Annotated in this window: 13 protein-coding genes and 1 other RNA gene; 11 read left to right on the top strand and 3 right to left on the bottom strand. The window is 30.7% G+C overall.

Going from position 1 to position 14,122, the window contains the following annotated elements:
- Positions 1-67 precede the first annotated feature (67 nt).
- On the bottom strand, positions 68-634 hold the full coding sequence (locus CLV86_RS03145) for an anthranilate synthase component II (RefSeq protein WP_121049554.1): 567 nt from the start codon (positions 632-634) through the stop codon (positions 68-70).
- A gap of 1 nt (position 635) precedes the next feature.
- Positions 636-2,033, bottom strand: a complete 1,398-nt coding sequence (locus tag CLV86_RS03140) for an anthranilate synthase component I family protein (RefSeq protein WP_121049551.1) — start codon at positions 2,031-2,033, stop codon at positions 636-638.
- A 321-nt stretch (positions 2,034-2,354) separates the two neighbouring features.
- On the opposite strand from CLV86_RS03140, the gene CLV86_RS03135 reads away from it, so the two are divergent.
- From CLV86_RS03135 to CLV86_RS03105, 8 genes are all read left to right on the top strand, one after another.
- The gene (locus CLV86_RS03135) at positions 2,355-2,909 is read left to right on the top strand and encodes a TlpA disulfide reductase family protein (RefSeq protein ID WP_121049548.1); all 555 of its coding nucleotides are present in this window, start codon (positions 2,355-2,357) and stop codon (positions 2,907-2,909) included.
- 11 nt (positions 2,910-2,920) lie between these two features.
- Positions 2,921-3,535: a thioredoxin family protein gene (locus CLV86_RS03130; protein ID WP_076733884.1), complete on the top strand. Its 615-nt coding sequence runs from the start codon at positions 2,921-2,923 to the stop codon at positions 3,533-3,535.
- Between the two features lie 112 nt (positions 3,536-3,647).
- On the top strand, positions 3,648-3,959 hold the full coding sequence (locus CLV86_RS03125) for a rhodanese-like domain-containing protein (protein ID WP_076733883.1): 312 nt from the start codon (positions 3,648-3,650) through the stop codon (positions 3,957-3,959).
- 19 nt (positions 3,960-3,978) lie between these two features.
- The gene (locus tag CLV86_RS03120) at positions 3,979-4,371 is read left to right on the top strand and encodes a rhodanese-like domain-containing protein (RefSeq protein ID WP_121049545.1); all 393 of its coding nucleotides are present in this window, start codon (positions 3,979-3,981) and stop codon (positions 4,369-4,371) included.
- A gap of 66 nt (positions 4,372-4,437) precedes the next feature.
- A complete protein-coding gene (locus tag CLV86_RS14430) occupies positions 4,438-4,668 on the top strand; it encodes an EamA family transporter (protein ID WP_346226706.1) in 231 nt (76 codons plus the stop codon).
- A 199-nt stretch (positions 4,669-4,867) separates the two neighbouring features.
- Positions 4,868-5,170, top strand: coding sequence for an EamA family transporter (locus CLV86_RS14425; protein ID WP_346226596.1), 303 nt, complete (start codon positions 4,868-4,870; stop codon positions 5,168-5,170).
- 166 nt (positions 5,171-5,336) lie between these two features.
- On the top strand, positions 5,337-8,912 hold the full coding sequence (locus CLV86_RS03110) for a bifunctional metallophosphoesterase/BamA family protein (RefSeq protein WP_121049543.1): 3,576 nt from the start codon (positions 5,337-5,339) through the stop codon (positions 8,910-8,912).
- A gap of 197 nt (positions 8,913-9,109) precedes the next feature.
- Complete coding sequence (locus tag CLV86_RS03105) at positions 9,110-9,538, top strand: FKBP-type peptidyl-prolyl cis-trans isomerase (protein ID WP_076733854.1); 429 nt, start codon at positions 9,110-9,112, stop codon at positions 9,536-9,538.
- A gap of 139 nt (positions 9,539-9,677) precedes the next feature.
- Here the strand turns inward: CLV86_RS03105 and ssrA are convergent.
- Positions 9,678-10,072, bottom strand: a transfer-messenger RNA (tmRNA) gene (gene ssrA, locus CLV86_RS03100).
- Positions 10,073-10,396: 324 nt separating this feature from the next.
- Here ssrA and CLV86_RS03095 point away from each other — a divergent pair.
- The 3 genes from CLV86_RS03095 to CLV86_RS03085 all read left to right on the top strand — a co-directional run bounded on the left by CLV86_RS03095 (position 10,397) and on the right by CLV86_RS03085 (position 14,077).
- Positions 10,397-10,609, top strand: a complete 213-nt coding sequence (locus tag CLV86_RS03095; protein WP_121049540.1) for a hypervirulence associated TUDOR domain-containing protein — start codon at positions 10,397-10,399, stop codon at positions 10,607-10,609.
- A 62-nt stretch (positions 10,610-10,671) separates the two neighbouring features.
- Positions 10,672-11,880: an NAD(P)-dependent oxidoreductase gene (locus tag CLV86_RS03090; RefSeq protein WP_121049537.1), complete on the top strand. Its 1,209-nt coding sequence runs from the start codon at positions 10,672-10,674 to the stop codon at positions 11,878-11,880.
- Positions 11,881-11,944: 64 nt separating this feature from the next.
- Positions 11,945-14,077, top strand: a complete 2,133-nt coding sequence (locus CLV86_RS03085) for a carboxypeptidase-like regulatory domain-containing protein (protein WP_121049534.1) — start codon at positions 11,945-11,947, stop codon at positions 14,075-14,077.
- Positions 14,078-14,122 lie beyond the last annotated feature (45 nt).

Raw genomic sequence — 14,122 nt, 5'->3', positions numbered from 1 at the left:
TGTTTTATGCTTTAATATGCAAAATATATTTGTCTTCTATTAAAAGCGCCGGATAAATTTAATTGTTTTAGCTTTTTACCCAATTGTCTAGAATTTGTTTTCCTAAAGGAGTTAATACACTTTCAGGATGATATTGTACTCCTCTAACATCGTAAACTTTATGTCTTAAAGACATTACTTGCCCATTCTCATCAAAAGAAGTGGCTTCTAATTCTTCTGGTAAATTAGCATTAACAACCCAAGAGTGATACCTGCCTACTTCTATAGTTTTCTCCATGCCTTTAAATAAAACTTCATTATCTACAGTAATATCGACTTTTGCAGCTACACCATGAAAAACACTTTCTAAATTTATTAGTGTGCCTCCATAAACTTCGCCAATTGCTTGTTGCCCTAAGCACACTCCCAAAATACTTTTTGTTGGACCGTATTGTTTAATTATTGCTTTTAATAAGCCAGCTTCGTCTGGTATTCCTGGACCAGGAGATAGTACTATTTTATGAAAAGAGTCAACTTCTTCTAAAGTTAATTTATCGTTTCTTTTTACAGTTACTTCACAATCTAAATCCTCTAAATAATGAACCAAATTATATGTAAAACTGTCGTAATTATCTATTACTAATACTTTTTTCATATTAAATTTCTTTTGCTAATTCAATAGCATTTGTCAATGCTCCTAATTTATTATAGACCTCTTGTAACTCATTCTCTGGATTAGATTTAGAAACTAATCCAGCTCCAGCCTGCCAATGTAATTCGTGGTTTTTGCTTAAAAAAGTTCTAATCATTATTGCATGATTATAATTACCATTAAAATCCATAAAACCAATAGCTCCACCATAAAAAGCACGGCTTGTTTTCTCGTATTTTTCTATTAGTTGCATGGCTTTATGTTTTGGCGCTCCGCTTAAAGTTCCTGCAGGAAATGTATCTGCAACAACTTGCATAGTAGCAGTATTGTCGTGAATTTTTCCTGTAACCTTACTAACTAAATGAATAACATGAGAGAAGAATTGGGCTTCCTTATAAGTTTCAACCTTTACTTGGCTGCCATGTCTACTTAAATCGTTTCTGGCTAAATCTACTAGCATTACATGTTCAGAGTTTTCTTTTTCATCTTCTGCAAGCTTTTTTGCTAATCCAGTATCTTTTTCATCATTTCCAGTACGTTTAAAAGTGCCGGCAATAGGATGGATTTCTGCGATTCCTTCGTTTACTACCAATTGGGCTTCGGGAGAACTTCCAAAAATTTTAAAATTGCCATAATCGAAATAAAATAAATATGGAGATGGATTAATGCTACGTAATGCACGATAAACATTAAACTCGTCTCCTTTAAACGTTTGAGAGAATTTTTTTGATAAAACAAGCTGAAAAACATCTCCTCTTGCACAGTGTTTTTTAGCTAATGTTACATGGTCTTTATATTCGTCGTCTGTAAGATTTGATTTTATTTTTGAATCTGTAGAAAATTCAAATGAAGCAAAATTAGTAGACTTTATAATATGTAATATTTCATCTATATTGCTAGCATTATCATTAAAACAATGAGCAAAAATATAGGCTTCATTTTTAAAATGATTAATTGCAATAATGTTTTGATAGACAGCATAATAAATATCTGGTATATCTATTGAGTTTTCTTTTTTTGAAATTTCTATATCTTCAAAGTACTTTACAGCATCGTAAGCAGTATATCCAAAAATACCGTTGTTTATAAACTTAAAATCATGATCGGAATTTACTTTAAAACGTTTAGTAAACTTATGGATCATTTTAGGAACATCTTTAGTACGATTTCTAAGTATACTTCCATCTGGAAATTTTTGTTCAATTGTGTCTCCAGATACTTTTATAGAAGCAATAGGATTAAAACAGATATAAGAGAAACTGTTATCGTTTGCATGATAATCACTACTTTCTAGTAAAATACTATTGGGAAATTTATCTCTAATTTTTAAATAGATACTAACTGGAGTAATAGTATCTGCAAGAATTTTTTTGTAATTAGTGTAAAGGCTAAAAGTTTTCATTTAATGCTGAATTTATATCAATAACTCATTTTTTATGAGATGTTGCTTTTATTTAATTAATTCTGAGAAAAAGGTCAGAATGTAAAAAGGCTTGTCGTGAGACAAGCCTTTTTGTATAGTTATATAAATAATACTTATTAGGATTAGTTCACGAAGTTAAAGTTTCGAGAATTCCACCACCAAGTATTATTTAAAAAAATGTTCATAATATATTCTAAAGCGTCAAATATATAAATTGGATTTCAAGAATCAAAATTAAATTTAATGTAAATATTTGTTAAAAATGGTTAATGTTTATAATTCTGTGATTATTTTTATAAAATGATGAGATATGTTTTATTATTATTTGTGCTAATTTTTGCTTGCAAGCAAAATACAAGCCAAGAAGATGTAAAGTTAGAAACAGAAACAGTTGCTAATGTTCAAGATGCTAATCAAGATATTAACTTAAAAGATATAGACTTAAAAGTTTATAATTTTAATGAGCTTGAACCATTGTTAAATAAGACCGAAGACAAGATTTATGTAGTGAATTTTTGGGCAACATGGTGTGCGCCATGTGTTAAAGAATTACCTTATTTTGAAGCTTTAAATGAAAACTATAAAAATAAAAACGTAGAAGTATTATTAGTGAGTTTAGATTTTCCAAAGCAATACGATACTAAACTTAAACCATTTATAGCAAAGCACAAGTTAAAATCTGAAATAGTAGTTTTAAACGATGTGGACGCAAATACTTGGATACCCAAAGTAGATAAAGAATGGACAGGAGCTATTCCTGCAACAATAATATATAATAAAAATAAAAGAGTGTTTTTTGAAAAGTCTTTTACCTTAGAAGAACTAGAATTGGAAGTAGATAAATTTATAAACTAAAAAATAGAAAAATGAAAAAAGTATTAAAATTAATGTTGTTAACAACAGTTGTTTTTGGCATTTGGTCATTTACAAACGTAGAAAATGATAAAGGTTATAAAGTAGGAGATGTAGTTGCCGATTTTAAACTACAGAATATAGATGGTAGAACGGTTTCTATGTCGGATTTTGACGATGCAAAAGGCTTTATAATTACATTTACGTGTAATACATGCCCTTATGCAGTAGCCTATGAAGATAGAATAGAGGCGTTAAATAAAATGTATGCCGAAAAAGGTTATCCTGTAATTGCAATTATGCCTAATAACGTAAAAGTAAAGCCAGGAGATAGCATGGAGGCTATGAAAGAGCGAGCAATGGAAAAAGGTTTTACATTCCCATATTTAATGGACGAAGGTCAACGTGTATATCCACAGTTTGGAGCAACCAAAACACCTCATATTTATGTAGTACAAAAAACAAAAAAAGGAAATGTTGTTAAGTACATAGGTGCTATAGATGATAATTATCAAAATGCAGAAGAAGTAAAAAAGAAATATGTTGAAGATGCTGTAAATGCATTATTAAATGGGAAAGAAGTTGAAGTGACTGAAACTAAAGCAATTGGTTGTACAATAAAAGTTTAGAAATAAAATATTTCTACAAAAAAACCTGAAGTTGTAACACTTCAGGTTTTTTTACGTCTATATCTTAATGAAACGTTAATTTCATTAACTTTGCAATTAAAAAAAACTATAAATGTCAGATTTATCACAAGAGCAATGGGCTAAACAATTAAAAGCAGATGAAAATGCTTTTATACTAGATGTAAGAACAGAAGAAGAAGTTGAAGATGGTTTTATTCCCAATGCAAAAAATTTAAACATATTTAAAGGCCAAGCTTTTATTTATGAATTGGAAGCCTTAGATAAAAGTAAGAACTATTATGTGTACTGCAGGTCTGGTGGCCGTAGTGGACAAGCATGTGCTATAATGAATGAAATGGGTTTTGAGAATGCTTATAATTTATTAGGAGGTTTTTCAGAATGGACGGGAGATGTCGAGAAATAAAAAAACAAACAAAAATTAAATGAAAAATTCAGCCACTATAATTGTTTTAATACTAGCTATTTGTCTTTTTAGTTGTTCTACAAAAACAGAGCAAGGAATTACTGTAGTGTCTACAGAAGAAATTGAAACTTTAAAAGATTTAAATAACGTACAATTAGTAGATGTAAGAACTCCTGTAGAGTATCAATCTGGACATCTTTTTAACTCTCAAAATATAGATTATAATTCTCCTACTTTTGAAGCAGATATATCAAAATTAGATAAAGAAAAGCCTGTAATATTATATTGCCAAAAAGGAGGTAGAAGTGCCAAATGTGCAGAGATAATGCTTAAAGCTGGTTTTAAAAAAATATACGATTTAAAAGGAGGTTATTCAGAATGGGAACATGCTGATTTGAAAGTGAATCTTTAATCTCTTTATATAAAACAAATAAAAAACCTCTAAGTATTATCATTACACAATTTTAGCGTCTATCAAATTGTATTTTTTAGATCCTTAGGCTCATTATTTTTTACAATACCATTTTTATTAAAAAATAAAATTTCTCTTAAAGGAAATAAAAAAACATTGCTGGTCGCTCGAAGCGTTTTTGGTCTTATTTCTATGACCTTGTTTTTTTTGTCATTAAAATATATTGCTATGGGAGCAGCAGTTTCTTTAAGATATATAGCTCCTGTTTTTGCAGCTTTTTTGCTGTATATTTTTTAAAAGAACGTGTAAAACCTATTCAATGGTTATTTTTTATTTTAGCTTTTTCTGGAGTATTGGTGTTAAAAGGTTTTGATAATAAATTACAAATTGAAGGTGTAGTTTTTGCATTAATATCTGCAATCTTTGCCGGATTAGTTTACATAACTATTAGAAAAATAGGGAGCAAGGATCATCCTGTGGTAGTTTAAATTATTTTATGATTATTTCAGCGGTTATAGGTGGTACTCTATCTATTAATAATTGGCAAACACCACAACTAAACGTATGGCTTATATTTTTAAGCCTTGGCGTGTTTGGCTATTTTGGACAGGTATATATGACAAAAGCACTACAGTTAGGGGAAACAAGTAAATTAGCTCCTTTAAAATATTTAGAAGTTGTTTTTTCAATGTTAATAGGATTAATTTGGTTTAGTGAAAACTATACTTTATTCAGTTTGCTAGGAATAGGATTAATAATTTCAGGTTTATTACTTAATCTATTTGTTAAGGATAAATAGAAAACTTAAAGTATCAAGTTTCTTTTTTATTTTCACAATTTAAACTTTAAGGTTATAACTATTTCGTAATACTTTTTTTAAGAATTAGGAGATGCTTCAATAATAGTTTTATAAAAGCACAGTTTCTAAATTTTAATTTAAGAATTTTGCGTAAATTAACCTTTATATGAAAAGCACTTTAAACTCAAAACAAATAAAAACTTTTATTTATTCACTTTCTATACTTCTATTTTTTGGGCAATTAGAGGCTCAAGAAATTTCTAAAAGTATTTATATGACATCTAATTTAGGGTCAGATAAAAATACAAATGCACAAAAAATTCTAGAAGCAATAGTTAATGCTTCTCAAAAAGATAATAATGCAGCATTTATAGCTTTAGGAAATAGCACAAGAAAAAATGGTTTTCCAAAAAATGAAACTCTACGTAAAGCCGAAGAAGATTTTCTTAAAACAGAAGTACTAAAACCACTTTCAAATTTTAATGGTCAGGTTATATTTATTCCAGGTAAAAACGAATGGAATAAAGGCGGGCATAAAAATATAGACGATTTAGAGTCTTATTTGCAAGATAATAGTAAAGCAAAATTTTGGCCAAACGATGGATGTCCAATAGAACGCGAGACGTTAAGTGACGAGGTAGAGTTAGTAATGGTAGATACACAATGGTATCTTGAAGATTGGGATAAATATCCTTATATAAATAATAAATGTGAAATAAAAACGAGAGAACAGTTTTTTCTAGAATTTAAAGACGAACTTAAAGACGAGCAGAATAAAACTATTGTTGTGGCATTACATCATCCTGTATTAACTGCAACACGACAAGGTTTAATAAATAGAATGGGTGGTTTATCTAAACAAGCCTATTACCATAACGATATGCAATATCTTGTAGGAACATTAGAAACTTTAGCAAGTCAATTTAACGATGTAATTTTTGTATCTGGTGCAGATAAGAATTTACAGTTTTTAATGGACGACGACATACCACAGATAATTAGTGGTGCTGCCGGAAAAACGACCAAGACAAATGCAGAGGTAGACAAAGGTTATTTTGGTACTAACCAACCAGGCTTTGCAAAACTTAATGTGTTTAAAGATGGTAGCTCTGAAGTAGAAATATATACATTAGAAGGTGAGCAAACTAAAAAAGTGTATTCAAAACAAATTAAATTAAAAAAGGGAACTTTAGAAGATTTTAGCTATCATAAAAATAGCGATTTCGGAAGCACCCAAAAAGCTTCAATTTATACAAAAGAAGAGGTAAATAAATCTGGATTTTATAAATGGTTTTTTGGAGAGCACTATAGAGATATTTATGGTCGTGAAATAGAAGCGCCAGTACTTTTTCTAGACAGCTTACCACATAACGTAAAAGCCATTACAGAAGGAGGAGGAAACCAATCTAGAAGTTTAAGACTTATAGATGATAATGAAAACGAATATACCGTAAGAGAACTTAGAAAAAGTGGTGTAAGATTCATTCAATCTAAAATTAAAAACCATTATGTTTTAGATTATATGGAAGATACAGTTGCAGAGGAGATAGTACAAGATTACTATACAACAGCACAACCATATGCACAATTTGCAATTAACGAGCTTTTAGATGCTATAGATATTGCACACGCAAATCCAAAAATTGTCTATTTACCAAAACAAGAACGATTAGGTAGGTTTAACGAGAACTATGGAGATAAATTATATATGTTCGAAGAACATGTTGGAGACGAAAACAAAGAATTTAAGACTTTTGGAAATGCAGACGATATTATTAGCACAAAAGATATGCTACTTGAACTGCAAAACGATAAAGACGCTAAAATTGACGAAGACAGTTATTTAAGAGCTCGATTGTTCGATATGCTTATTGGGGATTGGGATAGACATGAAGATCAATGGCGTTGGGCTCTACACGAGCAAAATAATGGCGAGTTATTATACAAGCCAATCCCTAGAGATAGAGATCAAGCATTTTCTAAATACGATGGTGTTTTTCCATTTATTTTAAAAGCAGTATCACCATTAGCCAGAAACATGCAAACCTATGCTCCAGAAGTTCAAAATGTAAAAACATTTAATAATGCTGTATATTATTTAGATAAGAATTTTATTAACACTTCAAGCTGGCAGGATTGGGAAAAGCAAGCAAAAAATATTCAAAATAACCTTACAGATGAGGTTATTGATAATGCTTTTGCTAATCTTTTAAAAGATACTAAAGATGAAAGTATAGACAATATAAAATCCATTTTAAAGCAAAGACGCGAAAACATGGTGTCTATTGCTAAAGATTATTATAACTATTTTAAAGAACACGAAATTATTGTAGCAACCAATAAGGATAATACTATAAACGTTTTAAGGTTGCCAAATGGAGAGACCAAAGTAACAGTTTTACAAAAAAATAAAACCATTTTTGAAAACACTTATACAAAAGAAGAAACAAAAGAAATATGGTTATTTGCTTTAGATGGGAATGATAATATTACAGTTTCTGGAGAAGGAAATAATTACATAAAATTAAAAGTGTTTGGAGGAGAAGAAAATGATATTTATAATATAGAAAATAAAAGAGCAGTTAAGGTTTACGATTATAAATCAAAGAAAAACACCTTTAATACTCCTGTAAGTAAAAAACTTACAGACTCTTATAATATTAATAATTACAATCCTCAAAAACGTAAATACTCTAATAATGTTTTATTACCTACAATTGGTTTCGATCCAGATGCAGGATTTAATGCGGGCTTAACAAATACATATACAACTTATTCGCTATTACGAAATCCATTTACCACACAACACACATTTAATGCTTCTTATTACTCTGCAACTCAAGGATTCGAGTTTTCTTATAATGGAGAATTTGCCCATATATTTCATAACTGGAATTTAGGATTAGATGCTAGAGTAACAAGCGAAAATTTTGCTACAAATTTCTTTGGGATAGGTAATGAAACACAGTACAATGAAGATGCTGTAGACATGGATTTTAACCGTACAAAAATTAAACAATGGCATTTTCAACCGTCTTTAATTTATAAAACTAGTGGTAATGTAAGTGGGCATGTAGCCGCACGAATAGAATCTCACGAGGTTGCAAATATAAATAATGGTTTTGCGCAAACATATTTTAATGCTAATGACGATGTTTTCGAAAATCAAATTTATGCAGGAGCAGAAGTAGGAGTAGAATTTAATAATAAAAAGGGATTATTAAGTTTACCTAAAAGAGGAATTGCTTTAGGTATTTTAGCAGGATATAAGCAAACATTAGATTCAGAATTCGATAACAAGTTTACATATGTTAAACCTACAGTATCTTTTATTTATCCTCTTCACGAAAGTGGTCTGGCAACTTTAGCAACAAAAGCACAAGCAAATTTTATTATTGGCGATAATTATGAATTTTATCATGCTGCTACATTGGGAGGTAACACAAGTTTAAGAGGGTATAGAAACGAACGCTTTTTAGGTAAAACATCATTTTTTCAAACAACAGACCTTAGACTTTGTTTTATAGAGCAAGAAACTGGATTTATTCCACTTAGAATAGGTGTTACAGGAGGATACGATTTAGGGCGTGTTTGGATTGAAAATGAAAATTCTAACAAATGGCATAGTAGTTATGGAGGCTCTATTTTCATAAACGGTTTTCAAGCATTTACAGCAAATATTGGATACTATACAAGTACAGAAGATAGCCGTATTATATTTACTGCTGGATTCCGTTTCTAAATAGAAAAGCAAAATTTTAATTAAACTTTAAAGTACAGCTAAATAATATTTAGTTGTACTTTTTTGTTTTTTAACCTTTTTCAATCAAAATAAGATTTTGAAGTTAAGTTTTTCTTAAATATTGGCGAAACATGTCATTTCATTCTTTATTGGCCATAACAATCAATAGCTTTGTTGTTTAACTATAATAAAAAATTATGAGTCAAGTAAAAGCAAATGATACCGTAAAAGTACATTACACAGGAAAGCTTAAAGATGGTCAAGTGTTTGATAGTTCAGAAGGACGCGAACCATTAGAGTTTACTCTAGGAAAAGGTATGTTAATTCCTGGATTTGAAAATGCGGTAATTGAGATGAAAGTGAATGACAAGAAAACAGTTAATATTCCTGTTAATGAAGCTTATGGAGAAGTAAATCCAGACTTATTTCACAACGTGGAAAAAGCAATGTTGCCAGCAGAAGTAAAACCAGAAGTTGGTTTAGGATTAGTATCAAAAGATCCTCAAGGTAACGAGCACCAGTTTAGAATTGCAGAGGTTAACGAAGACCATATTATTGTAGATGGAAATCATCCTTTAGCAGGAAAAGAATTAGTATTCGATTTAGAATTAGTAGAGATTAAATAATTTGTAGTATTGCATAAAAAAAACGCTGTAAACATATTGCTTACAGCGTTTTTTTGTACACTAAATATTTTAAATTTATAATTTTTCATTACTTTCCAAAAAATAAAAACGCCCTAAAATCAATGCTTTAGGGCGTTTATTGTGGAGCCGGAGAGAATCGAACTCTCGTCCAAACAAGTAACAAAGTAGCTTTCTACACGTTTATTCTTTTCTTGTTTTTTCGATTAAAAGCTGGTTAAAGACAACCTACTTTTAACTTATCTTTTTAATCTCGAAATGGCATCAAAGCGCTACCAAATCTATATTGACTTTTACGATATCTCTAATGGAACGCCGCCAATCAAGGCTTTCCGGAGACATAAAGCTTGCTCACCTTGTGAGCCGAGGCTTAATCCTACTATAATTCAGATTAGGCAGCTAAAGCGTAGTTATTCTCGCCGTTTAAAAAGTTGATCTAGCCTTTAACGTGTTTCAAAATCATTACACGACGTGCTTACTAGTTTATTAATCTCGCTGTCAAAACCAGGCGGCCCCAATTAAAAGAAACAATTAAAAAATCTAAACTTATAATAGAATTTTTTAAACATCTCATTTTTTTAAAATAGTTTTAATGGCGTTATCCGTTTTTGCTTTTAATGGCAAAAACGTGTCAGGCTCTCGGCAGTCGCTTTTTTTAAGAAAAACAAAAAAGAGCTTCAACAAAGCCTCCATCCTTAACGCACAAACCAAGAAATAGGACTGTAAATTTCAAGGGTAGCAAAACTACTAAAAATATTAACTCAAAAGCCATACCAATTAACTTTTATCATTTCATTATGAAAATGTGTCATTGTAAATGTATAACTTTAAAATAAAAAAATGATAAAAACAGGAACAAGCGTAAAATGGAGTTGGGGAAATGGAACCGCTAGAGGCACCGTAGAAAAAACATATACTACATCTGTAACAAAAACAATAAAAGAAACAGAGGTTACCAGAAATGGAGAGTTTGGTAACAAAGCTTTGTATATAAAACAAGACGATGGAAATTATGTTTTAAAACTAGAAAGCGAAGTTTCTAGAGCAGATTAAATTTATTTGCGAAAGCCTTTTAATAAAAGTAATTTAGCGAAAATAATAATTACACATTATCAATGAAATTCGCCATAATAAAAGAACGTAAAAACCCGCCAGACCGTCGTGTAGTTTTTTCACCTCAAGATTTAAAAACATTAAAAAACAATTTTCCAGAGGCAGAAATTGTTGTCGAATCTTCAGATATTAGAGTCTTTAATGATTCAGAATATCAAAAATTAGGTTTTCAAGTTTCAGAAGATGTAACGGATGCAGATGTTATGTTTGGTGTAAAAGAAGTGCCTTTAGACGCTTTAATACCCAACAAAAAATACTTTTTCTTTAGTCATACAATTAAAAAACAACCGTACAATAGAAAACTTCTAAAAGCAATTTTAGAAAAAAATATAGAAATGTACGATCATGAAACTATAGTAAAACAAAACGGTGCTAGGTTAATTGGTTTTGGTCGTTATGCGGGCTTAGTTGGTGCGTATAATGGATTTAGAGCTTTAGGCTTGCGAGATAATTTATTTAACTTACCAAAAGTAGAGACGCTTAGGGATTTAGACGCTGTAAAGGCAGAGTTAGATAAAATAACAGTACCAAATATTAAAATATTACTTACAGGTACAGGAAAAGTAGCGTATGGTGCAAAAGAAATTTTAGACCATTTAAAAATAAAACAAGTTAGTGATGCCTTGTACTTAACAAGTGAGTTTACAGAACCTGTTTATGTTATGGCAGATGTTATGGAATATGCTAAACGTAAAGATGGTAAAGTAGGAGATAAATTAGCATTTTATAAAGATGCATCAGATTACGAAAGTAACTTTATGCCTTATGCTAAACACACAGATTTCTTTATAGCAGGACATTTTTATGGCGATGGTGCACCATATTTGTTTACAAGAGAAGATGCTAAACACCCAGAATTTAAAATTAATTTAATAGCCGATATTTCTTGCGATATAGATGGTCCTGTAGCAAGTACAATTAGGCCATCTACAATTGCAGATCCTTTTTATGGTTATGATGCCAAAACAGAAAAAGAAGTTGCTTTCGATGCAGAAGGAGCAATTACTATGATGGCTGTAGATAATTTACCTTGCGAGTTGCCAAAAGATGCAAGTGAAGGTTTTGGAGACATGTTCTTAAAGCATGTAATTCCATCTTTCTTTAATAATGATGAAAAAGGTATTTTAAAACGTGCTAAAATGACAACAAGTGATGGTAAATTAACACCAAGATTTGCTTATTTACAAGGTTACGTAGACGGTGAAGAATAATAAAACGTCCGGTTAGGAGTTTTAACAAGCAACTTGTTATATTTATAAATACAAAATAAAGACTATGAAATTTATAAAATATGTATTCACTTTAGCTATTTTAATTATGTTTTCCTCTTGCGAGAACGATAATAATATTCCTTTAAACGAAAGTTCGGAAGCTGGTGATACTAATCCTTTTCTTCAAAATTTTGGAAGCGCAATTCAAGCACGCTTTTTAGGTACTGTTGTAAACGAAGAAAATAACCCAATTGCTGGCGTAACTATTAATATAGGTTCTCAGTTTGCAGTAACAGATGCAAATGGAGCATTTTCTATACCACAAGCAACTGTATATCAAAAATTTGCTAATATTAAAGCAACTAAGTCAGGATTTATAGATGGTTCGCGTTCTATAGTGCCATCTACAGGAGTTAACCAAGTTAAAATAATGTTGTTAAGTTTAGACAGTGTGGCTACAATTACTGCAGGTCAAGCTTTCACTTTAGGCTTAACAGATGGAACAGAAGTTGAGCTCCCAGAAAGTTTTATAAATCAATTTGGTGGTCCTTATCAAGGTAATATAGATGTTATTATTAAGCATTTAAGTGTAGATGATGCGAATATGAAATACCAAATGCCAGGAACGCTTTTAGCCGAAAATGCAGAAGGTGCTTTAAGAGTTTTGGAAACTGTAGGAATGATTGCTGTAGAGCTAAGAGGAGAAGCAGGAGAGGAGTTAAATATTGCTCCTGGACAAACAGCAAAAATTAAAATTCCTGTAGGAAGTAGTGTAACAAATCCACCTGTTACAATACCATTATGGTCTTTTGATGAGGATAATGGTTATTGGAAAGAAGAAGGGTTTGGTGAGTTAGATGGAGACAAATTTGTGGCAGAAGTATCACATTTTTCATTTTGGAATTGGGATTTTCAATATCCTGCAGTTAATGTTTGTATAACTTTGGAAGATGCAAACGGAAACGTGTTACCAAATACAGAATTAGATATATACTCTTCAGCATTAAACGCAACAGGAACGTATGGTTTAACAAATGCAAATGGTGAAGAATGTGGATTAGTACCACAAGACGAAGAGATAACATTAATAGTGCCTAATTTTGGTTGTCAAGGAGTTAATTTTACTACTACTATTGGTCCATTTGCTGTAGATGAAAATATAACCATTACAGTCTCGAATAGTACGGGATTAACCACCAATTTTTCTGCTACATTTAATAATTGTAGTGGAGAGCCAATTACAGATGGTTACCTTAATTTATTTTATAATAATATAAATCATTTTATTCCTGTTACAAATGGTATAATTTCTCAAGTAATAACATATTGTTCTTCGGATACAGCTTTTACAGCACAAGTTTTTGACTTTACCAATAATCAATCTTCAAATATAATTAGTGGTAATTTTTCATCACCAAATACAGATTTAGGAACCGAAATGTCATGTGTAGAATTAATAGATACAGATAGCGATGGTATTACAGACATATTAGAAGATTTAAACGAAAATGGTAATTTAGAAGATGATGATACAGATCAAGATGGTACTCCAAATTACCAAGATGTAGATGATGATGGAGATGGTATTAATACAATAGACGAAGATGCTAATAATGATGGTAACCCAATGAATGATGATACCGATTTAGATCAAACACCAGATTATTTAGATGATATCGATAATAACTCTAATATGTTTGATGCCGAAATCTATGAAATAGGTTGTGTCATGGGTAGTTATACTTACGATTTCTCATTGTATTATGAGAGTGGAGATTTTCCAAACTTTAATTATGTATATTATGAAACTTTGCAAGATGCGCAAGTAGAAGTTAATGCTTTATCTATGCCTTATACATCAACACTTTCTGGTGTACCACAAACCTATTACGTAAGAGTTGAGAGTGGTTTTACAGGACAAAACACAATAGGTGTTATTACAGCTTTGGGCTATCCAGATAGTGATGGTGATGGTTTGTTAGATTGTGAAGAAACATCTGGAATAGATTATCCAGAAACAACTTGCAACCCTAATGGAAATATAACAAATCCTAATTTAGCAGATAGCGATGGAGATGGATTAACAGATTGTGAAGAGGTTTCTGGAGTGGATGATGCTTCCACACTTTGTGTGCCAGAAGGTATAACAGATCCTAATCTTTTAGATACCGATGGAGACGGTAATAACGATTGCTAAATAACATATAAAATGTTACTTTTAATATTATAAAAAAAGGCTTCC

It is taken from the genome of Lacinutrix venerupis (assembly GCF_003663945.1).
Taxonomy (GTDB): domain Bacteria; phylum Bacteroidota; class Bacteroidia; order Flavobacteriales; family Flavobacteriaceae; genus Lacinutrix; species Lacinutrix venerupis.
Note: the sequence above shows the minus strand (reverse complement) of the source record. Positions and strands in the feature narration are given on the sequence as shown.

Bases quoted from the DNA above. Each gene is read 5' to 3' on its own strand.
- CLV86_RS03145 (WP_121049554.1), bottom strand. From the start codon at position 634: ATGAAAAAAGTATTAGTAATAGATAATTACGACAGTTTTACATATAAT.
- CLV86_RS03140 (WP_121049551.1), bottom strand. From the start codon at position 2,033: ATGAAAACTTTTAGCCTTTACACTAATTACAAAAAAATTCTTGCAGAT.
- CLV86_RS03135 (WP_121049548.1), top strand. From the start codon at position 2,355: ATGATGAGATATGTTTTATTATTATTTGTGCTAATTTTTGCTTGCAAG.
- CLV86_RS03130 (WP_076733884.1), top strand. From the start codon at position 2,921: ATGAAAAAAGTATTAAAATTAATGTTGTTAACAACAGTTGTTTTTGGC.
- CLV86_RS03125 (WP_076733883.1), top strand. From the start codon at position 3,648: ATGTCAGATTTATCACAAGAGCAATGGGCTAAACAATTAAAAGCAGAT.
- CLV86_RS03120 (WP_121049545.1), top strand. From the start codon at position 3,979: ATGAAAAATTCAGCCACTATAATTGTTTTAATACTAGCTATTTGTCTT.
- CLV86_RS14425 (WP_346226596.1), top strand. From the start codon at position 4,868: ATGATTATTTCAGCGGTTATAGGTGGTACTCTATCTATTAATAATTGG.
- CLV86_RS03110 (WP_121049543.1), top strand. From the start codon at position 5,337: ATGAAAAGCACTTTAAACTCAAAACAAATAAAAACTTTTATTTATTCA.
- CLV86_RS03105 (WP_076733854.1), top strand. From the start codon at position 9,110: ATGAGTCAAGTAAAAGCAAATGATACCGTAAAAGTACATTACACAGGA.
- CLV86_RS03095 (WP_121049540.1), top strand. From the start codon at position 10,397: ATGATAAAAACAGGAACAAGCGTAAAATGGAGTTGGGGAAATGGAACC.
- CLV86_RS03090 (WP_121049537.1), top strand. From the start codon at position 10,672: ATGAAATTCGCCATAATAAAAGAACGTAAAAACCCGCCAGACCGTCGT.
- CLV86_RS03085 (WP_121049534.1), top strand. From the start codon at position 11,945: ATGAAATTTATAAAATATGTATTCACTTTAGCTATTTTAATTATGTTT.